The following is a 26,125-nucleotide window of genomic DNA, read 5'->3' on the forward strand; positions in this document are numbered from 1 at the left end:
ATCAACATTTTTGTGATACTCATCACAAAATAATAAAATACCTTTTCAGTTTTAACTTTACTGAAACGCAACCATAAAAAAAGCCAGCCTGGAAACCAGACTGGCTTTTTGACTTTAAGCCGGTGTTACATCGCTTTTTTGGTCAACTCGATAACACGCAGTTTCGCAATAGCTTTCGCCAGCTCCGCAGACGCCTGAGCGTAGTCGACATCGCCGTGAGAGCCCTTAATGTGCTCTTCGGCTTTGCGTTTCGACTCCAGGGCTCGCGCTTCGTCGAGATCCTGGCCACGAATAGCGGTATCAGCCAGTACGGTCACGCTGCTCGGCTGCACTTCAAGAATGCCGCCGGACAGATAGATAAACTCTTCATGACCGAACTGTTTTACGATGCGGATCATACCAGGCTTAATGGCGGTGAGCAGCGGTGCGTGACCCGGGAAGATACCCAGTTCACCTTCACTACCCGTTACCTGGATTTTTTCGACCAGACCAGAGAACATTTGTTGCTCTGCGCTGACGACGTCCAGGTGGTAAGTCATTGCCATATCACCCTCCGATTAAGGCGTTAAAGTTTTTTGGCTTTTTCCACTGCTTCTTCGATGGAACCAACCATGTAGAACGCCTGCTCTGGCAGGTGATCGTATTCGCCTTCCATGATGCCTTTAAAGCCACGGATGGTGTCTTTCAGGGAAACGTATTTACCCGGAGAACCGGTGAATACTTCCGCAACGAAGAACGGCTGGGACAGGAAGCGCTGGATCTTACGAGCGCGAGCTACCACCAGTTTGTCGTCTTCTGACAGTTCATCCATACCCAGGATGGCGATAATGTCTTTCAGTTCCTGATAACGTTGCAGCAGAGACTGTACGCCACGCGCGGTGTCGTAGTGTTCCTGACCTACAACCAGCGGATCCAGCTGACGACTGGTGGAGTCCAGCGGGTCAACAGCCGGGTAGATACCCAGAGAAGCGATCTGACGGCTCAGTACCACGGTTGCATCAAGGTGCGCAAAGGTGGTTGCCGGAGACGGGTCAGTCAAGTCATCTGCAGGTACGTATACCGCCTGAACAGAGGTAATAGAACCGGTTTTGGTCGAGGTGATACGTTCCTGCAGAACACCCATCTCTTCCGCCAACGTCGGCTGGTAACCTACCGCTGAAGGCATACGGCCCAGCAGTGCGGATACTTCAGTACCGGCGAGGGTATAACGGTAGATGTTGTCGACGAACAGCAGAACGTCACGACCTTCGTCACGGAACTTCTCTGCCATGGTCAGACCGGTCAGTGCGACGCGCAGACGGTTTCCCGGCGGCTCGTTCATCTGGCCGTAAACCAGGGATACTTTGTCCAGAACGTTGGAGTCGGTCATTTCGTGGTAGAAGTCGTTACCCTCACGAGTACGTTCACCCACGCCCGCAAACACAGAGTAACCGGAGTGCTCGATCGCGATGTTACGGATCAGCTCCATCATGTTTACGGTTTTACCTACGCCCGCACCACCAAACAGACCAACTTTACCGCCCTTCGCGAACGGACACATCAGGTCGATAACTTTGATGCCGGTTTCCAGCAGTTCCTGAGAGCTGGACAGCTCTTCATAAGTCGGTGCAGAGCGGTGAATAGCCCAACGCTCTTCTTCACCAATGTCGCCTTTCATATCGATCGGCTGACCGAGCACGTTCATGATACGGCCCAGTGTTGCTTTACCTACCGGGACTTCGATCGGGTGCGCCAGGTCATTCACTTCCAGACCACGACGCAGACCGTCTGAAGAACCCATGGCGATGGTACGCACGATACCGCCGCCGAGCTGCTGCTGAACTTCCAGCACCAGAGTCTCGTTACCGTTTTTAACCTCAAGAGCATCGTACACGCGCGGTACGGCATCCTGAGGGAATTCGACGTCAACTACGGCGCCGATTACCTGGACAATTTTTCCAGTAGCCATCTTGAATCCTCTACGAATTAACCTGGTTATACCGCGGATGCACCACCGACGATTTCGGTGAGTTCCTGAGTAATGCTGGCCTGACGAGCTTTGTTGTATACCAACTGCAGCTCTTTAATCAGGCTGCCGCCATTGTCGGTCGCGGCTTTCATCGCCACCATACGTGCGGCCTGCTCGCTGGCCAGGTTTTCCACAACACCCTGATAAACCTGAGATTCAACGTAACGACGCAGAAGTGTATCCAGCAGCGCTTTCGGATCAGGTTCATACAGATAATCCCAGGATTTACGCTTCAACTCTTCATCTTCTGCAGCCGGTAACGGCAGCAGCTGAGTGATAGTCGGCGCCTGAGACATGGTGTTGATAAATTTGTTGCTAACAATATAAAGCTTGTCGAGACGACCTTCGTCGTAGGCTTGCAACATGACTTTTACCGGGCCGATCAGTTCGGACAGGGAAGGGTTATCTCCCATGCCGGTTACCTGAGCGACAACGTTGCCACCTACGGAATTAAAGAAAGAGACGCCTTTAGAGCCGATCATCGCGAGTTCGCTTTGAACGCCTTTATCGGACCACGCTTTCATATCCGCCAGCAGTTTTTTGAACAGGTTAATGTTCAAACCACCGCACAGACCACGGTCGGTCGACACTACCAGGTAGCCCACGCGTTTAACGTCGCGTTCTTCCAGGTAGGGGTGCTTATATTCCAGATTACCGTTCGCAAGGTGACCAATTACTTTGCGCATAGTATCTGCATAAGGACGGCTGGCCGCCATTCTGTCCTGCGATTTACGCATTTTGGAAGCGGCGACCATCTCCATCGCTTTAGTGATCTTTTGCGTGTTCTGGACGCTTGCGATCTTACTACGTATCTCTTTTGCGCCGGCCATGAGCTTCTCCTCAATGCCTTGCGGCCTGCCCTAAGGCAAGCCGCCGGACGTTACCAGGACTGGGTTGCTTTGAAGGAATCGAGGATGCTTTTCAGCTTGCCTTCGATTTCGTCGTTATAGCCACCGGACTGGTTGATCTCTTGCATCAGCGGAGCGTGATCACGGTCGACGTAAGCCAGCAGCGCGGCTTCGAAGCTACCGATTTTCGCCAGTTCCACATCTTCGAGGTAACCGCGTTCAGCCGCGAACAGTACCAGGCCCTGCTGAGCAACAGACATAGGTGCATACTGTTTCTGCTTCAGCAGCTCGGTCACTTTCTGACCGTGGCTCAGCTGTTTACGGGTTGCTTCGTCAAGATCGGAAGCGAACTGAGAGAACGCTGCCAGTTCACGATACTGCGCCAGCGCGGTACGAATACCACCGGACAGTTTCTTAATGATCTTGGTCTGTGCTGCACCACCCACACGCGATACAGAAATACCCGGGTTAACCGCCGGACGAATACCGGAGTTAAACAGGTTAGTTTCCAGGAAGATCTGACCATCAGTAATAGAAATTACGTTGGTCGGAACGAACGCAGAAACGTCACCCGCCTGGGTTTCGATGATCGGCAGTGCAGTCAGGGAACCGGTTTTACCTTTCACTTCACCTTTGGTGAAGTTCTCAACGTATTCAGCATTTACGCGAGATGCGCGCTCCAGCAGACGAGAGTGGAGGTAGAATACGTCGCCCGGGAATGCTTCACGTCCTGGCGGACGACGGAGCAGCAGGGACACCTGACGGTAAGCGACAGCCTGTTTAGACAGGTCATCGTAAACGATCAACGCATCTTCACCGCGGTCACGGAAGTATTCGCCCATTGCGCAACCGGCATAGGGTGCCAGGTATTGCAGAGCAGCAGATTCAGAAGCTGTTGCCACAACAACGATAGTGTTGGACAGCGCACCATGTTCTTCCAGTTTACGGACTACGTTGGAAATGGTGGATGCTTTCTGGCCAATAGCCACGTACACACATTTGATGCCGGAATCACGCTGGTTGATGATTGCGTCGATTGCCATCGCCGTTTTACCGGTCTGACGGTCACCGATGATCAACTCACGCTGTCCACGTCCGATTGGGATCATGGCGTCAACGGATTTATAACCCGTCTGTACAGGCTGATCGACAGACTGACGATCGATAACGCCCGGGGCGATAACTTCGATTGGCGAGAAGCCATCGTTATCAACAGGACCTTTACCGTCAATCGGCGCACCCAGCGTGTTAACCACGCGACCCAGCAGGCCACGGCCAACCGGTACTTCAAGAATACGGCCAGTACATTTAACCTTCATGCCTTCGGCAAGGTCAGCGTACGGACCCATCACAACTGCACCCACGGAGTCACGCTCCAGGTTCAGTGCGATAGCGTAACGGTTACCCGGCAGGGAGATCATCTCACCCTGCATACAATCGGCCAGGCCGTGGATGCGGATAACACCGTCACTTACAGAAACAATTGTACCTTCGTTGTGAGCTTCACTCACAACACTGAACTGAGCAATGCGCTGCTTGATCAGTTCGCTGATTTCGGTGGAATTCAGTTGCATGCTCCAGTCCCCTTAAGACTGCAAGACGTCTGCAAGGCGTTCAAGACGGCCGCGAACGCTGCCATCAATCACAGTATCACCCGCTCGGATGATCACGCCTGCCATTACAGACTTATCGATTTTGCAATTCAGCTTCACTTTACGTGACAGTCGTTTTTCCATCGCTGCGCCGATTTTCGTGAGCTGTTCTTCACTCAGTGCGGTTGCAGACGTGACTTCAACGTCTGCTGTAGCCTCGCTGGCTGCACGCAACAGAACAAACTGCTCAAGAACATCAGGGAGCACCTTCAGACGCCCATTTTCAGCCATCACCCGAATCAGGTTCTGACCATTGGCGTCCAGTTGCTCGCCACAGATGGCGATAAACGACTCAGCGAGCGTTTCCGGTGCCAGTGCACCGGAAAGAAGCTCGGCCATTTGCTCGTTTTTAGTTACCTCGGCGGCAAACACCAGCATATCCTGCCAGCGATCGACGCTCTGGTTTTCAACGGCAAAGTCAAAAGCTGCTTTGGCGTAGGGGCGAGCTACCGTTACAAATTCAGACATCAGCCCCTCCTCCTTACAGTTCAGCGACCAGTTTATTCACGATGTCGCTGTTAGCAGCTTCATCCACGGAACGCTCAATGATTTTCTCGGCGCCGGCAACAGCCAGCAGAGCCACTTGTTTACGCAGCTCTTCGCGAGCACGTTTACGCTCGGCGTCAATTTCCGCCTGCGCTTGCGCCACGATTTTGGTACGTTCCTGCTCGGCTTCTGCTTTCGCTTCGTCCAGGATCTGGGAACGGCGTTTGTTCGCCTGTTCGATGATTACCTGAGCTTCTGCTTTCGCTTTTTTCAGCTGGTCGGTCGCATTGGCCTGTGCAAGGTCAAGGTCCTTTTTAGCTCGTTCTGCGGAAGCGAGACCGTCAGCAATTTCTTTCTGACGTTTTTCGATGGCAGCCATTAACGGCGGCCATACATACTTCATGCAGAACAGAACGAACAGGACAAACGCGATGGCCTGGCCGAGGATTGTTGCGTTTAGATTCACAGCACAATGCCTCTTATCTGGTTAACGTTCTAAACAATTGCTTGGTAAGCAACTCTTACTACGCGACAGCAAACATCACGTACAGACCCAGACCCACAGCGATCATTGGGATAGCATCCACCAGACCCATAACGATAAAGAACTGAGTACGCAGCAGAGGAATCAGATCAGGTTGACGCGCTGCGCCTTCCAGGAATTTGCCCCCGAGGATGCCGATACCGATCGCAGCACCGATTGCCGCCAGACCCATCATCACAGCGGCAGCCATGTACAGCAGATCCATATTCAGGTTTTCCATGACAGTCTCCAGTTTGTTTCAGTTAAAACGTAGTAGTGTTGTTAAAAATCAATGCTCTTCAGATGCCATCGACAGATAGACGATCGTCAGAACCATGAAAATAAAGGCTTGCAGCGTAATGATCAGGATGTGGAAAATGGCCCACGGCACATTCAGAACCCACTGTGACCACCACGGCAGAAGACCCGCGATCAGAATGAAAATCAACTCACCCGCGTACATGTTGCCGAACAGTCGCAGACCGAGTGAAACCGGTTTGGACAGCAGGCTCACGCCCTCAAGGATAAGGTTTACCGGAATAAATACCGGATGGTTGAACGGCTGGAGAGTCAGCTCTTTAGCGAAACCGCCAATACCCTTCATTTTGATGCTGTAGAACAGAATCAGGATAAACACGCCCAGCGCCATCGACAGGGTGATGTTAACGTCGGCAGACGGTACCACACGCAGCGCAGGCAGACCCAGAACCTTCTCGCCGATAAGCGGAAGGAAATCGATAGGCAGCAAATCCATCAGGTTCATCAGGAATACCCAGACGAAAATCGTCAGGGCCAACGGAGCGATAACTTTGCTTTTGCCGTGGTACATGTCTTTGACGCTACCATGAACAAAACCAATCACCAGCTCAATTGCAGTCTGGAATTTTCCCGGGACGCCGCTGGTGGCCTTTTTCGCTACGCTACGGAACATCATCAGGAACAACAGACCCAGTACCACCGAGAAAAACATGGAGTCGATATTGAGCGTCCAGAAGGTGGCCGGGGGGTTATGCGGATCCACCAGCGAGAAGGTACGCAAGTCAATCTGAAGGTTATTCAGATGGTGACCTATGTACTCCTGCGGTGTTGAGATTTCTCCTGCAGACATGATGCCTCTTACCCTTTGTTGTTAATTACAGCGGGTGCCAGTATCTGAACTACCAGCACCGAAACCCACGTGACTATCAGCGGCATAAAAGCCACCTTGAAAACCGCCAGCGCCACCACCAGCAACACGAAGGTTGCCAACACCTTAAGCACTTCGCCAAGGGCGAAGGTCCAGGCCACTCGGCCTTTTGCAGGTGTATGCGCCTGATGACGCCAGGCAAAAATCATAAACAACATATTTGGCAATAAGACTGCCATACCTCCGCACGCGGCGGAAATGCCCCAGAAGGGGTCTTTGAGGCTAAACAGCAATCCACTTGCCATTACTGCCAGAAACTGAATAAGCAGAAGCTTGCGTGCAACGTTTTGACTAAAGAGCGACACAAACATCACGTTTCTTCACTCCTGCTCCCTTTGAGGTATGCCGCGTGTCGTATAAAACGTTCTTTAAGGCCCGGAGTCAAGCAGCAAAAAGCGGTCAAATTATACGGTGCGGCCTCGTGATTTCAAACAATAAGTAGCGAAAAGGTGAATAAATGTTTAAATAATTTTCCCGACGGCTATTTTTCAACTTTTAGGGAAACTGTGAACCTTCGGGCAAAACTGCAAATAACGCGAAAAACCTGCTACCAAAGCGTGCACTCGGTCACAAAATAAACATTTATGCGTCTGCCGTATTAATCATACCGGTAAATTGTCGCTTTTCATCTTTCTGATATTTAAGATGAATTATCACAACTCTTTTTAAAACAGCCGCAAATACAACAAAAACCTTTCATTGACATTTATAATAATTATTTAACATCTCAGTTTGGTTCTTGATGCCGATTTTTAGCGGGCTGATATTTTCGTGGTTAACTATTCTTACGGTGAATCAAATATCTTGCGTTAAAAGTCAGAAAAATCCTGGTGAAAGTTTTGTTAAATGTAACTGAACGTATCACCGTTTTTTATGCTGACTTTTAACATCCCGGGAACAGCACGAATTCTACATTTTTTGATAAAAGTTAAACTTTGTTTGCCTTAACAATCACCAGATGGCGTTCGCCTTCAAGATGCGGAACGTGCAGCTTCTCAATACTTTCTACTGTAAATTCAGCAGGCAACAGCGCAATCTCATCGTCCGGCACCAGTCCTTTAAGCGCATAGAAACGGCCCTGCTCTCCCGGCAAATGATGGCACCAGCTCACCATATCATTCAGCGAGGCAAACGCGCGGCTGATGACGCCATCAAACGGCGGCTCTGCAGGAAAATCTTCCACACGGCTTTGTACCGGTTCGATATTGCTCAAATGCAGTTCATGCTGTACCTGACGTAAAAACCGCACTCGCTTACCCAGACTATCCAGCAGTGTGAAATGCGCTTCTGGTTGCACTATCGACAGCGGGATACCGGGTAAACCCGGGCCGGTGCCAACATCGATAAAGCGCGAGCCTTGCAGATAAGGCGCGACCACAATGCTATCGAGAATATGGCGGATCAGCATCTCGTTTGGATCGCGTACCGACGTGAGGTTGTACGCTTTGTTCCATTTGTGGAGCAGTTCGACGTAACCCACCAGCTGTTGCTGCTGATGATCGGACAACGAAATGCCAGCTTCATCCAGCAGACGAGAGAGTTTGTTAAGCACGGTTGATACCTGTGGAATTGATATGCCCGGGAACCCCCGGGCACAGACTTAAGATTATGCGCTGCGGCGCAGCATACCTTGTTTTTTCAGCCAGACCAGAAGAATGGAGATAGCTGCAGGTGTGATCCCGGAGATACGTGACGCCTGACCGATAGAGGACGGTTTATGATCGTTCAGTTTAGCGATCACCTCGTTAGATAATCCATTCACCTGGCGATAATCCAGCGAGGCTGGCAACAAGGTGTTTTCATTGCGCTGTTGTTTTTCGATTTCATCCTGCTGACGGGCGATATACCCCTCGTATTTAACCTGGATTTCGACCTGCTCAGCAGCCTGCTGATCCGAAAGACCCGGTGCGAAAGGTGCCAGCTGCACCAGTTGCTCATAGGTCATTTCAGGACGGCGCAACAGATCTTCACCACTCGCTTCACGCGACAGTGGCGCAGTCAGCAATGTGTTAACCGCCGGCGCATGTTCTGAAGCCGGCGACACCCATTGTGACTTCAGGCGTTGGCGCTCACGCTCAATGCTTTCCAGTTTCTCGTTAAAACGAGCCCAGCGTTCATCATCGACCAGACCCAGCTCACGACCTGCTTCGGTCAGACGCAGGTCAGCGTTATCTTCACGCAGCATCAGACGGTATTCCGCACGCGAGGTAAACATACGGTACGGCTCTTTCGTACCCAGAGTGCACAGATCATCCACCAGAACACCGAGATAAGCCTGATCGCGACGCGGTGCCCAGCCTTCTTTGTCTGCAGCCGCACGAGCAGCGTTCAGACCCGCCAGCAGACCTTGCGCAGCAGCTTCTTCGTAACCGGTGGTACCGTTGATTTGCCCCGCAAAGAACAGACCGTGAATGAATTTGCTTTCCAGCGTCGGCTTCAGATCGCGCGGATCGAAAAAATCATACTCAATGGCATAACCAGGACGCACGATCCTGGCGTTTTCCATCCCCTGCATTGAGCGCACGATTTGCATCTGCACGTCGAACGGCAGACTGGTGGAGATGCCATTCGGATAGATTTCGTTTGACGTCAGTCCTTCCGGTTCGAGGAAGATTTGATGCTGGTTGCGATCGGCAAAACGCATCACTTTGTCTTCGATCGACGGGCAGTAACGCGGACCGATCCCTTCGATTACGCCAGCATACATGGGGCTACGATCGAGGTTATTGCGAATGACGTCATGGGTTTTTTCGTTGGTATGCGTTACATAGCACGGCACCTGGCGCGGGTGCTGGGCCGCATTGCCCATAAACGAAAAGACTGGCATCGGGTTGTCGCCGTGCTGCTGCGCCAGTACGCTGAAATCGATGGTGCGCGCATCAATACGCGGTGGTGTACCGGTTTTCAGACGGCTTACGCGCAGCGGTAATTCACGCAGACGCCGTGACAGAGGGATCGACGGCGGATCGCCTGCACGCCCACCGCTGTAATTATCCAGCCCGATATGAATCTTGCCGTCAAGGAAGGTACCGACCGTCAGCACAACCGCTTTGGCGCGGAATTTCAGCCCCATCTGGGTAACAGCACCAACCACACGATCGTTTTCAACGATCAGATCTTCCACCGCCTGCTGGAAGATCATCAGGTTCGGTTGATTTTCCAGTGCGGTACGAACTGCCTGACGGTAGAGCACGCGATCCGCTTGTGCTCGGGTCGCCCGAACTGCTGGACCTTTGCTTGCGTTTAGTATCCTAAACTGAATGCCAGCCTGATCGATCGCTTTCGCCATCAGCCCGCCAAGCGCATCCACTTCTTTCACCAAGTGTCCTTTCCCAATACCGCCGATCGCCGGGTTGCAGCTCATCTGCCCCAGCGTGTCGATATTGTGTGTCAAAAGCAGAGTCTGTTGACCCATACGCGCTGCTGCCATTGCGGCCTCAGTGCCTGCATGACCCCCGCCAATGATAATGACGTCAAAAGGATCCGGATAAAACATGGTGGTATGCCTCGCCTGAGCGGTTAGAAATTGGATGAAGCCAGGGTCGTGGATTCTACTCAACTTTAGTCCAGTGAGAAAGGATCGGATCCTGGGTATTAAAAAGAAGATCTTTTATATAGAGAGATCTGTTCTATTGTGATCTCTTATTAGGATCGCACTTGCTTGTGGATAAGCCGGATCATCACTTAAAGATCAATCCATTAGGCAGGATCATTAGCTGTGAATGATCGGTGATCCTGCACCGTATAAGCTGGGATCAGAATGCAATGTTATGCACAACTCAAAAACTGAACTGCAGTTATTCTTGGGATAACTACCGGTTAATAAGCCGTTTTAAGCATAGTTATCCACACTCGATCGCACGATCTTTAATCATTATTGAGTAAAATTTTCCAGGATCCCAGCCATTCTTCTGCAGGATCCTCGGGAATATCGTGATCGAGGATGTTGATCTTCAGTGTTTCACCGATCTGTTTTGCCCCATTTGCCTTTAGCGCGGCTTCCAGTTTTTCGATCGCCTGACAGAAGGTGTCATATTCACGACTGCCAATGCCGATCGCACCGAAACGGACATGCGACAGATCAGGTTTTTGTTCATGCAGATCATCTAAAAACGGCTGCAGATTTTCGGGTAAGTCGCCCGCACCATGGGTGGAACTGACCACCAGCCAGATGCCCTGCGGCGTCAAATCCTCTAATAACGGGCCATGCAGCGTTTCTGTGCTGAAACCTGCGTCTTCCAGCTTTTCTGCCAGATGTTCCGCAACGTATTCCGCGCCGCCAAGAGTGCTACCGCTAATAAGAGTGATGTCTGCCATGAAACCCTGCTCCGTTTTACTCGCCATTCGGCGACAAGTGGGGGGCATTGTACGCTGTGAACGAGCTGGGATCTACCTGTGGACAATACGGGTATTAATGAGGGATGAAAACGCCCGGTTAAGGGCGGATCGTACGCATGATAGGGTTTTGCAAAGAGATCAGCGTTTCAGTGGACTGAATTTCATCAATTGTTTGGATCTTGTTGATAAGTACCTGCTGGAGCGCGTCGATGGATCGACACATCACTTTAATAAAGATGCTGTAGTGGCCGGTGGTGTAGTACGCCTCAGTGACCTCTTCCAGACTGTTAAGCTTTGCCAGCGCGGACGGGTAATCTTTTGCACTCTTCAGAATGATGCCGATAAAGCAGCAGACATCATATCCGAGCTGCTTAGGGCTGACATCGATCCGTGCGCCAGTGATGATCCCGGCCTGTTTCATCTTTTCTACGCGGACATGGATGGTGCCGGGACTGACGCTAAATTGCTTAGCCAGTTCGGCATAGGCGGTGCGTGCATTGGCCATTAGAGCCTCGAGGATGCCGCGGTCCAGATTGTCGATTTGATAATTTTCCATACGATTTTCTTATGAAGAATAGATAACCACTCTATTTTAACCTGTTATTTTATCGATTCAAAAGCGCAATGGGCTTTTTAATTACGGATTATTGAATCTCGACGCGCTTTTGTTGCTTAATTAAAAGCATTAGCAGACAGGAGCAATATAATGAAAACCGCTTATCTCGCAAAACAACGTCAAATCGCCTTCGTGAAATCCTTTTTTTCCCGCCAGCTTGAAGAAAAACTGGGCCTGGTTGAAGTGCAGGCACCTATTCTTAGCCGCGTAGGGGATGGCACGCAGGATAACCTGTCGGGGTGCGAAAAAGCGGTGCAGGTAAAAGTAAAAACATTACCAGAAGCAAGTTTCGAAGTAGTGCATTCGCTGGCTAAATGGAAACGACAAACGCTGGGGCAGCATGACTTCAGCGCTGGTGAGGGGCTGTACACGCATATGAAAGCGCTGCGTCCTGACGAAGATCGCCTTTCTTCTATCCATTCTGTCTATGTGGATCAATGGGACTGGGAGCGCGTGTTGGGCGATGGTGAGCGTCATACCGCCACCTTAAAAACCACGGTTGAAGCGATCTGGGCCGGGATCAAAGCCACCGAGGCGGAGATCGCAGTACGTTTTGGCCTGGCACCGTTTCTGCCAGAGCAGATCCACTTTGTGCACAGCGAAACATTGCTCAGCCGTTACCCTGGCCTGGATGCCAAAGGCCGCGAACGTGTGATTGCCAAAGAGCTGGGAGCCGTGTTCCTGATGGGCATTGGCGGTAAGCTCAGCAATGGTCAGCGCCATGATGTGCGAGCACCGGACTACGATGACTGGAGCACTGCGGCTGAAGAGGGGTTTAAGGGGCTGAACGGCGATATCCTGGTCTGGAACCCGGTTTTGGAAGACGCGCTGGAACTCTCTTCTATGGGGATCCGTGTTGATGCCGACGCTTTGCAACATCAACTCAAACTGACCGGAGATGAAGACCGTCTGCAGCTGGAGTGGCACCAGGCGCTGCTGCGTGGCGAAATGCCGCAAACCATTGGCGGTGGTATTGGCCAGTCGCGTCTGACCATGCTGTTGCTGCAGTTATCGCATATCGGTCAGGTGCAGTGTGGTGTGTGGCCAGCGCAGGTACGTGAACAAGTGCCGGGCCTGCTTTAACGCCGCCAGCGTCGCAACAGTCGGCTTCGCATCCCGGTATCAAAGCGCCAGATATGATCGAAAATGCGCATGATGCCGGGCTTGCCATGTACCGACATGGCTACAGCATGAAACCGGTGCTGATGAATATGTTGCAGTTCCTTCACTTTATTAACCACGTCATCCGGCAAACGCTGGGCGATAAAGTCAGAGATCACCACGGCGTCGGCGTCATACCATTCACCGCCCTGCATGCGTTCGATGACTGCGCGAAAACAGCTCGCCAGATCCGTTCCGCCACGAAAGCGCTGGCTGAGAAAGCGGATCGCCTGTTCAAGCCCTTGCGGGCTGGTGAGTTCGTACCGCACCACTTCACTTGAGAACAACATGATGTAGCAGCGGCGCTTGTCTGCCAGCGCCACACGCATCAATGCCAGGCAGAAAGCTTTTGCGCACTGCTCATTAAAACCGCCCATAGAGCCAGAGGTGTCAACACAGACGATAAACGGCCCGCGCGGTTGCTCGTCAAAATCCTGGTGTGTTACCGGCCGCTCTGTCACTTTTTCCCGCCAGGCGTCGCCATGCAGGCGGTACGTTAACAGCTGCTTCTCCACCAGCCGGCGATAAAATTCATATTCCAGCTCGGTAATGCCCAGCGTAGCCAGTTCCGGTGGCAGCAGGCGCAAAATATCATCGCTCTGATGCAGACCATCGACCTGTTCCGGCACTGTCGCCGGTTCGCGTACCAGCGTCCGGAATGTTTCCATCGGCGCATCTTTGCGCAGAACGGATTTTGCTTCCCGCGAGCGTCCCAACTGTTCGGCCAGTTGCTGGAGTTCCGGCTGTTGGCTGAGAAAATCACCGTATTTAATGATCAACTGGTAGTCGCCGCGCCTAAGTTGCCCGGCGCTCATATCCCAGAGCCGGCCGGCGGCATTTTCATTCTCAATCAGTACGGGTTCCAGCTGGCCACTCAGGGTCATGCGCTCCTGCACTTCGCTGAGTAATCTGTCGCGCTCTTCATCCAGTAATTGCTGGTTCAAGGTGGTGGTCTGGACCACCAGGCTCAAACGCCAGCGTTGCAAAAAGAGGGTATGTAATGCTGGTGTGAAGACGGCATTGTTCTCCACCATCTGTCTGGCCTGGGCCGCATACGGAGAGTGCAACGTATCCAGCAATGCCAGGATTTGCGGTAACTGAACAATAAATTGCGATGTCGACAGCAACTGGCTCTGTTGATAACTCAACACTTCTTTTGCCAGTTCTGGCGGAACTTCTGTCTCTTTGAGATGTTTTTTAAGCGCTTCGCGCCAGCGGGGCACATCTTCGGTGATGGCATGTTTAAGGCGGGGAAATTTCTCAAAAAATAGCGCCAGTTGCGGCGAGGCCAGCAGAGCAATGATCAATTCTTCAATCATTGCCTCCTCGCTGACGGTCATCATGACATTTAACGTATCCAGCGTCAGCATTGACGAGCCTGTTGGATCTGCGCTCTGACATCCTGCAAGCTGGCTTCAATGCGACCTAACCAGTCGCCAGAAATAAACAAGCATTTCTGCTGTTCGCTAAAACGGGTGTGCTGCTGGTGCCAGTTGTTATCCAGCGCTTCCAGTTGTTGTTTGATCTCTTCCGGCACGTTTTCCTGCGTTGCGCCTGGCAAAGCGAGTCGCGATCCCTGCAGGCTGACATCGCGGATTAACAAATGCAGTGTCGGATCTACTTCCAGATCCAGCGGTTGCGCAAAGCCAATGCCGTTCAGCTTGCCGCGGATTTCGCCGCCCTTCGCCAGCCATTGCGCCAGTGCATCACGCTCAATAGTGACGTGAATGACCTGCATATCGTGCAGTTTCAGCGGTTGCTGGAGTAATAATGTCAGTACTGGCTCATCCAGCTCTTCCGGCAAATCATAATGCGGCCGGCGACTGAACATCCCACCCTGGCGACTCACTTTAAGCGCGGTTTTATCGCTTTGCTGCTGCTGAAGCTGCATATGCCGCTGCGAGATGGCGCTCAATTGTGTCAGCATTGATTGCTGCTGCCAGGCGTGCCCGGTCATCAATATGTCCAGTTGTTGTTGCAGCAGACGCAGGCTTTCTGCATCGTGCCATAAACAATCTTTTAGCAGGATCAAATCGACAGGCGCAACGGCATCCCGCCCGCTGAAGAATGCGCTGGATTGCAACAGGCGGATGGCTTTTTTCCAGCGCCTGTCGGAAACATAGGGCGCATTGGGCAGGCTATCTAACTGTTGGCGCAGCGTATAAATCAGCTCAAAAACATTGTCCGGCAGTTTTACTTTGCCAATCTCTTGCTGCCATTCAAGGTACTCTTCATCGGTTATCTGGAGTTCTTTCGCAACCGGATTATCGTTCTCATCCTGTTGGCTTACCAGCATCGAACGGAAGTTACCCTTCTCCTGAACCTTGTCCAGCCACAGGCGGATCAGCATGCGGTCATACAACGCTTCCAGGCTGCTATCGGTTTCTGGCAGTTCGTTCGAAGCCGCCACCAGCAGTCGCATGGGGATTTTTTCTTCGCTGGCACCATTCCGAAAACGCCGTTCATTAATCGCCGTTAGCAGGGTGTTGAGGATCGCCGGGCCTGCTTTCCAGATCTCGTCGAGAAAAACAATTTCTGCTTCGGGTAAATAACCCTGGGTCAGGCGTTCATAGCGTCCTTCGTCTTTCAACGCCTGAATAGAGAGCGGGCCAAACACCTCTTCCGGGGTGGAGAAGCGGGTCATCAGGTATTCAAACGCGCGCGCATTTTTAAAGGCAAACTTCAGGCGACGGGCAATAAGGCTTTTGGCAATACCCGGCGGGCCTAACAAAAACACGCTCTCGCCACTCAGGGCAGCCAGCAAGCAGAGCCTTATTGCATGGCTACGCTCAAAAAGGCCTTTTTCCAGCGCGCTGCTCAGGCGGGAAATTCTTTCAGCTAATAAATGCGAGTGAGCCATAATAGATTTGCGTCCTTTCGCCGTGTTATCCGGCTTCCAAAAGCGAGTATAGACGTTCCTGATGGGGCTTGTAATAGACTGAAGAACGGCTTTATTTTCTTTGCGCCAGATTAATGTGGCCGCATTTAGGGGTACGATTTCGCAAATAATCGTGCATACTGTGCGCTTTTTGTGGGCCAAGGGACTAAGCACACATTTGTCATTTCAACAAAAGATTAGTCTATGAGCACTGATAATAAACAGTCGTTGCCCGCCGTCACACTCGCGGCTATTGGGGTTGTCTACGGTGATATCGGTACCAGCCCGCTTTATACACTTCGTGAATGTTTGTCTGGTCAGTTTGGTTTCGGCGTTGAACGTGATGCTGTCTTTGGCTTCCTGTCGCTGATCTTCTGGTTGCTGGTGTTTGTTGTCTCCATTAAGTATCTGACCTTCGTCATGCGTGCTGATAACGCCGGTGAAGGGGGGATTTTAACGCTGATGTCGCTGGCTGGTCGTAATACCTCCGCCAGGATGACGTCTGTGCTGGTCATTATGGGGCTAATAGGTGGCAGCTTCTTCTATGGCGAAGTGGTGATCACTCCGGCAATTTCGGTGATGTCGGCCATTGAAGGGCTGGAGATTGTCGCGCCCTCGCTGGATACGTGGATAGTTCCGCTCTCTATCGTCGTCTTAACGCTGCTGTTTGCGATTCAAAAACATGGCACCGGGCTGGTGGGGAAGCTCTTCGCCCCGATCATGCTGGCATGGTTCTTGATTCTGGCGGTGCTGGGTGCGCGAGGTATTCTGTCGAACCCGGAAGTGTTACAGGCGCTGAACCCGATCTGGGCGGTGAATTTCTTCCTGCAGTACAAAGCGATCTCCTTTGTTGCGCTGGGCGCGGTGGTGCTTTCAATTACCGGTGTTGAAGCGCTGTATGCGGATATGGGCCACTTTGGCAAACTGCCGATTCGCGTCGCGTGGTTTATTGTGGTGCTCCCGTCACTGGTGCTGAACTACTTCGGCCAGGGCGCGTTGCTGCTGAAAACGCCGGAAGCCATTAAAAACCCCTTCTTCCTGCTGGCGCCGGAATGGGCATTGATCCCGATGTTGATTATCGCCACGCTCGCGACTGTGATTGCCTCTCAGGCGGTGATCTCCGGGGTCTTTTCGCTGACCCGCCAGGCGGTTCGTCTTGGCTATTTGGCCCCGATGCGCATTATTCATACTTCGGAAATGGAGTCCGGGCAGATTTATATCCCGTTCATTAACTGGCTGCTCTACTTTGCTGTGGTATTGGTGATCGTCAGCTTCGAACACTCCAGTAATCTGGCGGCGGCATACGGTATTGCGGTGACCGGGACAATGGTGCTGACCTCGATTCTTTCGACGACTGTGGCACGTAAAAACTGGCACTGGAATAAGGTGCTGGTTGGCCTGATCCTGATCTTCTTTTTGAGCATCGATGTGCCGTTATTCTCGGCTAACCTTGATAAAATCGTCTCCGGCGGCTGGTTGCCATTAACGCTGGGTCTGGTGATGTTCCTGGTGATGACCACCTGGAAGAGTGAGCGTTTCCGTCTGCTGCGCCGTATGCACGAGCACGGTAACTCACTGGAAGCGATGATCGCATCACTGGAAAAATCGCCGCCGGTGCGTGTCCCGGGGACGGCCGTTTATATGTCCCGTGCGCTTAACGTTATCCCGTTCGCCATGATGCACAACCTGAAGCACAACAAGGTGCTGCATGAGAGAGTCATTCTGCTGACGCTGCGCACTGAAGATGCGCCTTATGTGCATAACGTTCGTCGTGTGCAAATTGAGCAGCTATCACCGACTTTCTGGCGGGTGGTAGCGAGTTATGGCTGGCGAGAAACGCCAAACGTTGAAGAGGTGTTCCACCGCTGCGGGCTGGAAGGACTGAATTGTCGCATGATGGAAACCTCTTTCTTTATGTCTCATGAGTCGCTCATCGTTGGCAAACGCCCGTGGTATCTGCGTTTGCGCGGCAAACTCTATCTGGTATTGCAGCGAAACGCATTGCGTGCGCCAGACCAGTTTGAGATCCCGCCTAACAGGGTGATTGAGCTGGGTACCCAGGTCGAAATTTAATGCTTTTAAAACCCCTCTCAACGAGGGGTTTTTGTTATTAATTCCTGCTAATTTTTGTTAGGTAGCGAAAGCTGTTTTTTTATACGTTTTGGCAAGCGAAACGTTTCGATATCGATCACACTTCTGTAACGCCGCGATAGTTTTTTGCCCATTTTTGAGACTAAACTGCAGTCAGCGAAACGTTTCGCTAGTGGAGCATAATATATGAAAAAAGGTCGTGTACTGAACGCTGACATTTCGTCAGTCATCTCCCGTCTTGGGCATACCGATTCAGTTGTGGTATGTGATGCCGGATTACCGGTGCCGCGTAACACGCAACGGATCGATATGGCATTAACTCAGGGCGTTCCTTCCTTTATGCAAGTACTGGAAGTGGTGACAACAGAAATGCAGGTTGAGGCCGCTATCTTAGCGTCGGAAATTAAACATCATAATCCGCAGCTCCACGCGACGTTGCTCAACCATATTGAGCAACTGCAACAACACCAGGGAAATACCATAGACGTGCGGTACGTTACGCACGAGCAGTTTAAAAAACACACCGCGGACAGTCATGCGGTTATTCGCAGCGGGGAGTGTTCCCCGTATGCGAATATCATTCTCTGTGCTGGCGTCACCTTCTGAGGCCCTCATGGACGCGTTATTGCAACTGAAGGGGATCGATAAAGCGTTCCCCGGCGTAAAAGCGCTCTCTGGCGCAGCGCTGAATGTTTACTCCGGTCGTGTAATGGCGCTGGTCGGGGAAAATGGCGCTGGCAAATCCACCATGATGAAAGTGCTGACCGGGATTTATACCCGTGACGCCGGTTCATTGCTGTGGCTGGGTAAAGAGACGACCTTTAACGGACCCAAATCCTCGCAGGAAGCCGGCATCGGCATTATCCACCAGGAACTGAACCTGATCCCACAGTTGACGATTGCCGAGAATATTTTTCTGGGCCGGGAATTCGTTAATCGCTTTGGCAAAATCGACTGGAAGAAGATGTTTGCTGATGCCGATAAGCTACTGGCGAAGCTCAATTTACGCTTTAAAAGCGATCGCCTGGTGGGCGAACTCTCTATTGGCGATCAGCAGATGGTCGAAATTGCCAAAGTGATGAGCTACGAGTCGCAAGTCATCATTATGGATGAGCCGACCGATGCCTTAACGGATACCGAAACCGAATCGCTGTTTCGCGTTATTCGGGAACTAAAAGCGCAAGGGCGTGGGATTGTTTACATCTCTCACCGTATGAAAGAGATTTTCGAGATTTGTGATGACGTGACGGTCTTTCGCGACGGGCAGTTTATTGCCGAGCGCGAAGTCGCCACGCTGACCGAAGATACGCTGATCGAAATGATGGTCGGCCGTAAGCTTGAAGATCAATATCCGCGGCTGGATAAAGCGCCAGGTGAAGTACGGCTCAGCGTCGATAATGTGTGCGGGCCGGGTGTTGAAAATGTCACCTTTACGCTGCGTCAGGGAGAGATCCTCGGTGTTGCCGGACTGATGGGCGCGGGGCGTACCGAACTGATGAAAGTGCTGTATGGCGCGCTACCCCGTACCAGCGGTTATGTCACGCTCGACGGCCATGAGGTGATTACCCGCTCGCCACAAGATGGTCTGGCAAACGGCATCGTCTATATTTCTGAGGATCGTAAGCGTGACGGGTTAGTGCTTGGCATGTCGGTCAAAGAAAATATGTCACTGACGGCGCTGCGTTACTTCAGTCGCGCTGGCGGCAACCTGAAACATAAAGATGAACAGCAGGCGGTGAGTGATTTTATTCGTCTGTTTAATGTGAAAACCCCGTCGATGGAACAGCCTATTGGGCTGCTTTCCGGGGGGAATCAGCAAAAAGTGGCAATTGCGCGCGGTCTGATGACCCGCCCGAAAGTCCTGATCCTCGATGAGCCAACCCGCGGTGTAGATGTGGGAGCAAAAAAAGAGATCTACCAGTTAATTAATCAGTTTAAGGCCGATGGCCTGAGCATCATTCTCGTCTCGTCAGAGATGCCGGAAGTTTTGGGAATGAGCGATCGCATTATGGTAATGCATGAAGGGCATCTCGGCGGTGAATTCACGCGCGAGCAGGCCACTCAGGAAGTATTGATGGCTGCCGCTGTGGGCAAGCTTAATCGTGTGAATCAGGAGTAAAAAAGATGACTACCCAGGCTGTTTCTGGTCGCCGTTATTTCACGAAAGCATGGTTGATGGAACAAAAATCGCTGATCGCCCTGCTGGTGCTGATTGCGATCGTTTCGACCATGAGCCCAAACTTTTTTACCGTCAATAACCTGTTAAATATCCTGCAGCAGACCTCGGTCAACGCAATTATGGCCGTTGGCATGACGTTGGTGATCCTGACATCGGGTATCGATCTGTCCGTCGGTTCCCTCTTAGCGCTGACCGGCGCTGTGGCTGCGTCTTTAATCGGCATGGAAGTGAATGCGCTGGTGGCGGTCGCAGGTGCGCTGGCTTTAGGTGCCGCCGTGGGAGCTATCACCGGGACAATTGTTGCTAAAGGCCGGGTGCAGGCATTTATCGCTACGCTGGTCATGATGTTGCTGTTGCGCGGCGTGACACTGGTTTATACCAACGGTAGCCCGGTTAATACCGGTTTTACGGATAATGCCGACGTGTTTGGCTGGTTCGGGATTGGTCGTCCTTTCGGCATCCCGACGCCAGTGTGGATCATGGCAATTGTCTTTATTGCTGCCTGGTATCTGTTGCATCACACCCGTCTGGGTCGTTATATCTATGCATTAGGCGGTAACGAAGCAGCAACGCGCTTATCCGGTATCAGCGTAGATAAAGTGAAAGTTATCGTTTATTCCCTGTGCGGCCTTCTGGCTTCACTGGCAGGCATTATTGAAGTGGCGCGTCTCTCTTCGGCGCAACCCACAGCGGGAGCGGGCTATGAGCTGGATGCAATCGCTGCGGTTGTGCTGGGCGGAACCAGCCTTGCCGGGGGTAAAGGGCGTATCGTTGGGACGTTAATCGGTGCACTGATCCTTGGCTTCCTCAATAATGGATTGAATTTGCTGAGCGTTTCTTCCTATTACCAGATGATCGTTAAAGCAGTGGTGATTCTGCTCGCGGTGCTGGTAGACAACAAAAAGCAGTAATTACCTACACAACAGGACTCATGAAAATGAACATGAAAAAACTGGCCACTCTGGTTTCTGCTGTTGCACTGAGCGCCACCGTAAGCGCAAACGCGATGGCGAAAGACTCTATTGCTCTGGTGATTTCCACGCTGAACAACCCGTTCTTTGTCTCTCTGAAGGATGGCGCGCAGAAAGAAGCAGACAAACTGGGTTACGACCTGGTGGTTCTGGACTCGCAAAACAACCCGGCTAAAGAACTGGCTAACGTGCAGGATTTGACAGTGCGCGGTACTAAACTGTTGCTGATCAACCCAACCGATTCCGATGCTGTAGGTAACGCTGTGAAAATGGCTAACCAGGCGAAAATCCCGGTGATCACCCTTGACCGTGTCGCATCCAGCGGCGAAGTGGTGAGCCATATCGCGTCTGATAACGTACTGGGCGGTAAAATTGCTGGTGATTACATTGCCAGAAAAGCCGGTGAAGGCGCGAAAGTTATCGAACTGGCGGGTATTGCCGGTACCTCTGCAGCGCGTGAGCGTGGCGAAGGTTTCCAGCAGGCCGTTGCTGCGCATAAATTCAATGTCCTGGCCAGCCAGCCGGCAGACTTCGACCGTACCAAGGGCCTGAACGTCATGCAGAACCTGCTTACCGCGCACCCGGACGTACAGGCTGTGTTTGCACAGAACGATGAAATGGCGCTGGGCGCGCTGCGTGCGCTGCAAACTGCCGGTAAATCCGATGTGATGGTAGTGGGCTTTGACGGTACGCCGGACGGTGTGAAAGCGGTAAATGACGGTAAACTGGCGGCGACGATTGCCCAGTTGCCGGAACAAATTGGCGCGAAAGGCGTTGATACGGCAGACAAAGTCCTGAAAGGCGAAAAAGTCTATGCCAAAAACCCGGTTGATCTGAAACTGGTCATTAAGCAGTAATAGGGCGTTCGGTTCGTAGTGACATCCTGCGGCCGGGGGACCACATAAAAAAGAAAAGCATGGCACGCGCCACCTTCAGGGGTGGCGCATTTTACGGACAAGCTCATCATGAAAACCGCAGGCAAACTCGTCGTCCTTGGCAGTATCAATGCCGATCATATTCTTAACCTTGAATCCTTCCCTACGCCGGGCGAAACCGTAACGGGTAATCATTATCAGGTTGCTTTTGGCGGTAAAGGTGCAAACCAGGCGGTCGCCGCCGGGCGCAGCGGCGCGGATATCGCGTTTATTGCCTGTACGGGCGATGACGACACCGGTGCGCGGGTACGCAAGCAACTGGAGAGCGACAACATTGATGTTGCGCCAGTCAGCGTTGTTGCGGGCGAATCGACCGGTGTGGCACTGATTTTTGTTAACGGCGAAGGTGAGAATGTCATCGGTATTCACGCGGGGGCGAATGCGGCGCTCTCCGTTGAACGTGTTGAGGCGCAGCGTGAACGCATCGCACAGGCCTCTGCACTGCTAATGCAACTGGAATCTCCGGTTGAGAGCGTACTGGCGGCTGCCCGCATTGCGCATCAACATAACACTACCGTAGCGCTGAACCCGGCACCCGCGCGGGCGCTCTCCGATGAGCTGCTGTCGCTGGTGGACATTATCACCCCCAATGAAACCGAAGCCGAAAAACTCACCGGCGTGAGCGTTGCCAGTGATGAAGATGCAGCCCGTGCCGCGCAGGTACTGCACGATAAAGGCATTAACACGGTCATTATCACCCTTGGTAGTCGGGGAGTATGGGCCAGCGTGAATGGCGCAGGCAAACGTGTTCCGGGGTTTAAAGTGAAGGCGATTGATACCATTGCGGCGGGCGACACCTTTAACGGTGCGTTAATGACCGCACTACTGGAAGATAAACCGCTGGATGAGGCGATCCGCTTTGCGCATGCTGCGGCAGCCATCGCGGTGACACGTAAAGGCGCGCAACCGTCTGTTCCGTGGCGCAATGAAATTGATGATTTTCTACATCAGCAGGGGTAACGCTTGGCCACGATGAAGGATGTAGCCCGCCTGGCGGGCGTTTCCACCTCAACGGTCTCCCATGTTATTAACAACGATCGCTTTGTCAGCGAGGCGATCAGGGAGAAGGTGGAAGCGGCGATTAAAACGCTGAACTACGCGCCCTCAGCCATTGCGCGTAGCCTCAAGATCAATCAGACCCGCACTATCGGGATGCTGATCACCGCCAGTACCAATCCTTTTTATTCAGAGCTGGTGCGGGGTGTCGAGCGCAGCTGTTTTGAACGTGGCTACAGTCTGGTGTTGTGCAATACAGAAGGTGATGAGCAGCGAATGAACCGTAACCTCGAAACGTTAATGCAAAAACGCGTCGATGGGCTGTTGCTGCTGTGCACCGAAACGCACCAGCCTTCGAAAGAGATCATGCAGCGTTATCCTTCTATTCCTACCGTGATGATGGACTGGGCGCCGTTCGATGGCGACAGCGATCTGATTCAGGACAACTCCTTATTCGGCGGCGACGTGGCAACGCAGTACCTGATTGATAAAGGGTACACGCGTATAGCCTGTATTACCGGCCCGTTGGATAAAACACCCGCGCGTTTGCGCCTGGAAGGCTATCGTGAAGCGATGACCCGCGCCGGGCTGACCATCCGTGACGGCGATGAAATTGAGAGCGATTTTGAGTTCGGCGGCGGCTTTGACGCCATGCAGTCGTTACTGGCAATGAGTGAGCGGCCACAGGCGGTGTTTGTCGGCAATGATGCGATGGCGGTTGGCGCGTATCAGGCGTTATACCAGGCGGGACTGAAGATCCCACAGGATATGGCAATTGTCGGCTACGATGACATCGAACTGGCGCGCTATATGACGCCGCCTCTCACCACAATTCATCAGCCAAAAGATGAATTGGGTGAACTGGCAATTGATGTGTTGATTCACCGTATTGCTGAACCCGGCCTGCAACAGCAACGTTTACAGCTGACACCGGTATTAATGGCGCGCGGTTCCGCCTGATTTTTTACTGCGTTCTTTTATAAGATTGCGGCCATCTTTCGCTTTCAGCAGCATAAAGACCAGCGCGGAAACCAGTGTAATGATGCCCATCGTAATAAAGGTATAGTGGAACTGTTCCACTGTATTAGCGCTGTCCCACCCTTCATAAAAGCGCAATACCGCCGCGCTGACCGCGACACCCAGGCTTATCGACAATTGTTGCGTTACCGCCAGCACGCTATTACCACTGCTGGCATTATCATCGGTTAAATCCGCCAGCGTAATGGTATTCATCGACGTGAATTGCGTGGACATCGCCATCCCGAGAATAAAGAGTGGCAGTACAAGCATCCAGAACGGCATTGATGGTGACTGAAGCGCGAACTGCGCAATCATTACGCCAATAAACAGCGTCACGCCCACCAGTGTCTTGCGATATCCCAGCTTGCGCAGTATTTGCGTGACAGCAGATTTTGCGAGAATCGAACCCACCGCAGTGGGGGCCATCATGCAACCGGCAATCAGTGCCGGATAACCAAAACCGACCTGAAGCATTAGCGGCATCAGAAAAGGCACGCACCCGGTACCCAGCCTCGAGGCAATATTCCCCGCGATGCCAACGGAAAATGTCCGCGTGTTGAACAAGCCGAGGGAAATCAGTGGTGAAGGATGGCGACGTGCATGGCGAATATAGATCAGCAATAGCAAAATACCGCTGAGAATGATGGCAAGCGCAATCCAGGTCGCAACCAGTTTTTCGCCAATCAGTTCCATCCCGCTGGAAAAAAGCACCAGGCTTAAACCAAAGAGGAAAAAGCCGCTCATGTCGAAACTGCGCCGTGGGGTGGTAAAATTGGGCATATATTTGCGGGCGTAAAACAGCCCGGCGAGACCAATCGGAATATTAATGAGGAAGATCCAGTGCCAGCTTGCCCAGGTGACCAGCACACCTCCCATTACGGGGCCTAGAATCGGGCCGACTAAGCCCGGCATGGTAACAAAATTAAGGACCGGCAACAGCTCGCTGCGTGGATAGGCCCGCAGTAACGCCAGGCGTGCTACCGGCATCATCATCGCGCCGCCAATACCCTGAATCACGCGAAAGATAACCAGCATGGATAAGGAGTTGGAGAGCGCGCAGGCCAGCGATCCAAGAGTGAACAAAGTGACCGCCACCATAAAAACACGCCGCGTGCCGAAGCGATCCGCCAGCCAGCCGCTCATCGGGATCAGCATGGCGACGGTTAAGGTATAGCTGATGATGGCGGACTGCATTGCTAAGGGAGAGCGATTAAGGCTTTGCGCAATAGCGGGCAGGGCGGTGTTGAGTATGGTGGCATCCAGCGCCTGCATAAAAAAGGCCATTGCCGCAATCCACGGCAGGCCAGCCATACTCCGTGTTTTCTTCTCTGTCATGCAATATCCCGTTATTTCGCCACTGGGGCATAAGGCGTGGTTAGCAGCGTCTGGCAGGCCTGGAATGCGCGTTCACCGTCGCTGTCCAGAATCGCATCCGCAATGGACTGGTGCATATCAAGTTTGACCACTTCGTTGTGCGTCACAGAGGTAAAGTAAGTGTGGTAAATAGAATGAAAAAGAGTAGAGAAAGAGATCAGGAAGGGATTAGCACTCATCGCATAAATATGTTCGTGCCAGGCCATATCCACTTCTATCCAGCGTTCGCGGTTAAAATGCTTTTTTAGCACGACCATCTCTTCCATTAATGTATTGAGATGAGCTTTCTGTTCTGCGCTGCCAAGTGTTGCTGCCAGCAAGCATGCCTGAGGCTCGAGGCTGCTACGCATTACCAGAAAGTGTTGGATGACTTTCTCAACATTCTCTTCACTCATCCACCAGACTAATAATTCCTTATCGAGAAAGTTCCAGTTGCCTCTGGGCATAACGCGGGTGCCGATGCGCGGGCGAGGCAAAACCATTCCTTTTGCTGTCAATGTCTTTACCGCTTCTCTGATGGCGGTGCGGCTTACACCAAATTGCTCACCCAGCTCCATCTCGCCCGGCAGAATCGAACCCGGCGCATACTCGCCTTGCAGGATTTGTCGCGCCAGCTTCTCTGCCAGTACCCAGGAGATGTTTTTCTGCGCGGCAAGTTGTTGTGCATTTAACGACATTTATCACTTCCTTCTTTCTCATTATCACGCGCTAGTATGCCATTCGATATATACCGATGGTGGTAAAAACAGCGAAAAGGACGATTTCTGGTGTTTTTACCCCCGCTTTGTTGAAAAAAAACGCGGTTGGAAACTTTTTTCAAATTAAGGGTTGTCAGCCGGAATTAACTCCCTATAATGCGCCTC

At 52.2% G+C, this 26,125-nt stretch carries 25 protein-coding genes; 8 read left to right on the forward strand and 17 right to left on the reverse strand.

Annotated elements, in window-relative coordinates; translation table 11 throughout:
- Positions 1-125 precede the first annotated feature (125 nt).
- From RTX30_RS19350 to asnC, 13 genes are all read right to left on the reverse strand, one after another.
- A complete protein-coding gene (locus RTX30_RS19350) occupies positions 126-545 on the reverse strand; it encodes a F0F1 ATP synthase subunit epsilon (RefSeq protein WP_312691793.1) in 420 nt (139 codons plus the stop codon).
- Between the two features lie 20 nt (positions 546-565).
- On the reverse strand, positions 566-1,948 hold the full coding sequence (gene atpD / locus RTX30_RS19355) for a F0F1 ATP synthase subunit beta (RefSeq protein WP_312691795.1): 1,383 nt from the start codon (positions 1,946-1,948) through the stop codon (positions 566-568).
- 26 nt (positions 1,949-1,974) lie between these two features.
- The gene (gene atpG / locus RTX30_RS19360; RefSeq protein WP_312691797.1) at positions 1,975-2,838 is read right to left on the reverse strand and encodes a F0F1 ATP synthase subunit gamma; all 864 of its coding nucleotides are present in this window, start codon (positions 2,836-2,838) and stop codon (positions 1,975-1,977) included.
- A 50-nt stretch (positions 2,839-2,888) separates the two neighbouring features.
- Positions 2,889-4,430: a F0F1 ATP synthase subunit alpha gene (gene atpA, locus RTX30_RS19365; protein WP_064324193.1), complete on the reverse strand. Its 1,542-nt coding sequence runs from the start codon at positions 4,428-4,430 to the stop codon at positions 2,889-2,891.
- 12 nt (positions 4,431-4,442) lie between these two features.
- Entirely contained in the window at positions 4,443-4,976 is a 534-nt protein-coding gene (atpH, locus tag RTX30_RS19370; RefSeq protein WP_312691802.1) for a F0F1 ATP synthase subunit delta, read from the reverse strand.
- A 13-nt stretch (positions 4,977-4,989) separates the two neighbouring features.
- A complete protein-coding gene (gene atpF, locus RTX30_RS19375) occupies positions 4,990-5,460 on the reverse strand; it encodes a F0F1 ATP synthase subunit B (RefSeq protein ID WP_017458044.1) in 471 nt (156 codons plus the stop codon).
- A gap of 58 nt (positions 5,461-5,518) precedes the next feature.
- Positions 5,519-5,758 carry a F0F1 ATP synthase subunit C gene (gene atpE / locus RTX30_RS19380; RefSeq protein ID WP_000429386.1) on the reverse strand — a complete coding sequence of 80 codons (240 nt, stop codon included), beginning with the start codon at positions 5,756-5,758 and terminating at the stop codon, positions 5,519-5,521.
- 48 nt (positions 5,759-5,806) lie between these two features.
- Positions 5,807-6,625, reverse strand: a complete 819-nt coding sequence (atpB, locus tag RTX30_RS19385; RefSeq protein ID WP_312691804.1) for a F0F1 ATP synthase subunit A — start codon at positions 6,623-6,625, stop codon at positions 5,807-5,809.
- Between the two features lie 8 nt (positions 6,626-6,633).
- Entirely contained in the window at positions 6,634-7,014 is a 381-nt protein-coding gene (gene atpI / locus RTX30_RS19390; protein WP_312691841.1) for a F0F1 ATP synthase subunit I, read from the reverse strand.
- A 617-nt stretch (positions 7,015-7,631) separates the two neighbouring features.
- Entirely contained in the window at positions 7,632-8,255 is a 624-nt protein-coding gene (rsmG, locus tag RTX30_RS19395) for a 16S rRNA (guanine(527)-N(7))-methyltransferase RsmG (protein ID WP_312691806.1), read from the reverse strand.
- A 54-nt stretch (positions 8,256-8,309) separates the two neighbouring features.
- The gene (gene mnmG / locus RTX30_RS19400) at positions 8,310-10,199 is read right to left on the reverse strand and encodes a tRNA uridine-5-carboxymethylaminomethyl(34) synthesis enzyme MnmG (RefSeq protein WP_312691808.1); all 1,890 of its coding nucleotides are present in this window, start codon (positions 10,197-10,199) and stop codon (positions 8,310-8,312) included.
- 371 nt (positions 10,200-10,570) lie between these two features.
- Positions 10,571-11,020, reverse strand: coding sequence for an FMN-binding protein MioC (mioC, locus tag RTX30_RS19405; protein WP_312691810.1), 450 nt, complete (start codon positions 11,018-11,020; stop codon positions 10,571-10,573).
- Positions 11,021-11,138: 118 nt separating this feature from the next.
- Positions 11,139-11,597 (reverse strand): transcriptional regulator AsnC, encoded by a 459-nt coding sequence (gene asnC / locus RTX30_RS19410; RefSeq protein WP_312691812.1) that lies wholly within the window; start codon positions 11,595-11,597, stop codon positions 11,139-11,141.
- Between the two features lie 150 nt (positions 11,598-11,747).
- On the opposite strand from asnC, the gene asnA reads away from it, so the two are divergent.
- On the forward strand, positions 11,748-12,740 hold the full coding sequence (gene asnA, locus RTX30_RS19415; protein ID WP_312691814.1) for an aspartate--ammonia ligase: 993 nt from the start codon (positions 11,748-11,750) through the stop codon (positions 12,738-12,740).
- On the opposite strand, the gene viaA is transcribed toward asnA, so the two are convergent.
- On the reverse strand, positions 12,737-14,188 hold the full coding sequence (gene viaA / locus RTX30_RS19420; protein WP_312691816.1) for an ATPase RavA stimulator ViaA: 1,452 nt from the start codon (positions 14,186-14,188) through the stop codon (positions 12,737-12,739). The two genes, asnA and viaA, sit on opposite strands and share 4 nt — an antisense overlap.
- A complete protein-coding gene (ravA, locus tag RTX30_RS19425; RefSeq protein WP_312691818.1) occupies positions 14,182-15,678 on the reverse strand; it encodes an ATPase RavA in 1,497 nt (498 codons plus the stop codon). The genes viaA and ravA overlap by 7 nt, the downstream gene beginning before the upstream one ends.
- Before the next feature lie 222 nt (positions 15,679-15,900).
- Between ravA and kup the strand changes: the two genes are divergently transcribed.
- The 7 genes from kup to rbsR all read left to right on the forward strand — a co-directional run bounded on the left by kup (position 15,901) and on the right by rbsR (position 23,828).
- Entirely contained in the window at positions 15,901-17,769 is a 1,869-nt protein-coding gene (gene kup / locus RTX30_RS19430) for a low affinity potassium transporter Kup (RefSeq protein WP_312691820.1), read from the forward strand.
- Positions 17,770-17,973: 204 nt separating this feature from the next.
- Positions 17,974-18,393, forward strand: coding sequence for a D-ribose pyranase (gene rbsD, locus RTX30_RS19435; RefSeq protein WP_312691822.1), 420 nt, complete (start codon positions 17,974-17,976; stop codon positions 18,391-18,393).
- 7 nt (positions 18,394-18,400) lie between these two features.
- Entirely contained in the window at positions 18,401-19,906 is a 1,506-nt protein-coding gene (gene rbsA, locus RTX30_RS19440; RefSeq protein ID WP_312691824.1) for a ribose ABC transporter ATP-binding protein RbsA, read from the forward strand.
- Between the two features lie 5 nt (positions 19,907-19,911).
- Positions 19,912-20,877 (forward strand): ribose ABC transporter permease, encoded by a 966-nt coding sequence (gene rbsC / locus RTX30_RS19445; RefSeq protein ID WP_312691826.1) that lies wholly within the window; start codon positions 19,912-19,914, stop codon positions 20,875-20,877.
- 26 nt (positions 20,878-20,903) lie between these two features.
- The gene (gene rbsB / locus RTX30_RS19450; RefSeq protein WP_131412971.1) at positions 20,904-21,794 is read left to right on the forward strand and encodes a ribose ABC transporter substrate-binding protein RbsB; all 891 of its coding nucleotides are present in this window, start codon (positions 20,904-20,906) and stop codon (positions 21,792-21,794) included.
- Positions 21,795-21,902: 108 nt separating this feature from the next.
- Positions 21,903-22,832: a ribokinase gene (rbsK, locus tag RTX30_RS19455; protein WP_312691833.1), complete on the forward strand. Its 930-nt coding sequence runs from the start codon at positions 21,903-21,905 to the stop codon at positions 22,830-22,832.
- Positions 22,833-22,835: 3 nt separating this feature from the next.
- Positions 22,836-23,828, forward strand: coding sequence for a ribose operon transcriptional repressor RbsR (gene rbsR / locus RTX30_RS19460; RefSeq protein WP_312691835.1), 993 nt, complete (start codon positions 22,836-22,838; stop codon positions 23,826-23,828).
- Here rbsR and mdtD read toward each other — a convergent pair.
- Together mdtD and RTX30_RS19470 are read right to left on the reverse strand one after the other, a co-directional pair.
- A complete protein-coding gene (mdtD, locus tag RTX30_RS19465; protein WP_312691837.1) occupies positions 23,805-25,223 on the reverse strand; it encodes a multidrug transporter subunit MdtD in 1,419 nt (472 codons plus the stop codon). The genes rbsR and mdtD overlap by 24 nt on opposite strands.
- An 11-nt stretch (positions 25,224-25,234) precedes the next feature.
- Complete coding sequence (locus RTX30_RS19470; RefSeq protein WP_312691839.1) at positions 25,235-25,939, reverse strand: FadR/GntR family transcriptional regulator; 705 nt, start codon at positions 25,937-25,939, stop codon at positions 25,235-25,237.
- Positions 25,940-26,125 lie beyond the last annotated feature (186 nt).

It is taken from the genome of Kosakonia sp. (assembly GCF_032052965.1).
Classification (GTDB): Bacteria; Pseudomonadota; Gammaproteobacteria; order Enterobacterales; family Enterobacteriaceae; genus Kosakonia.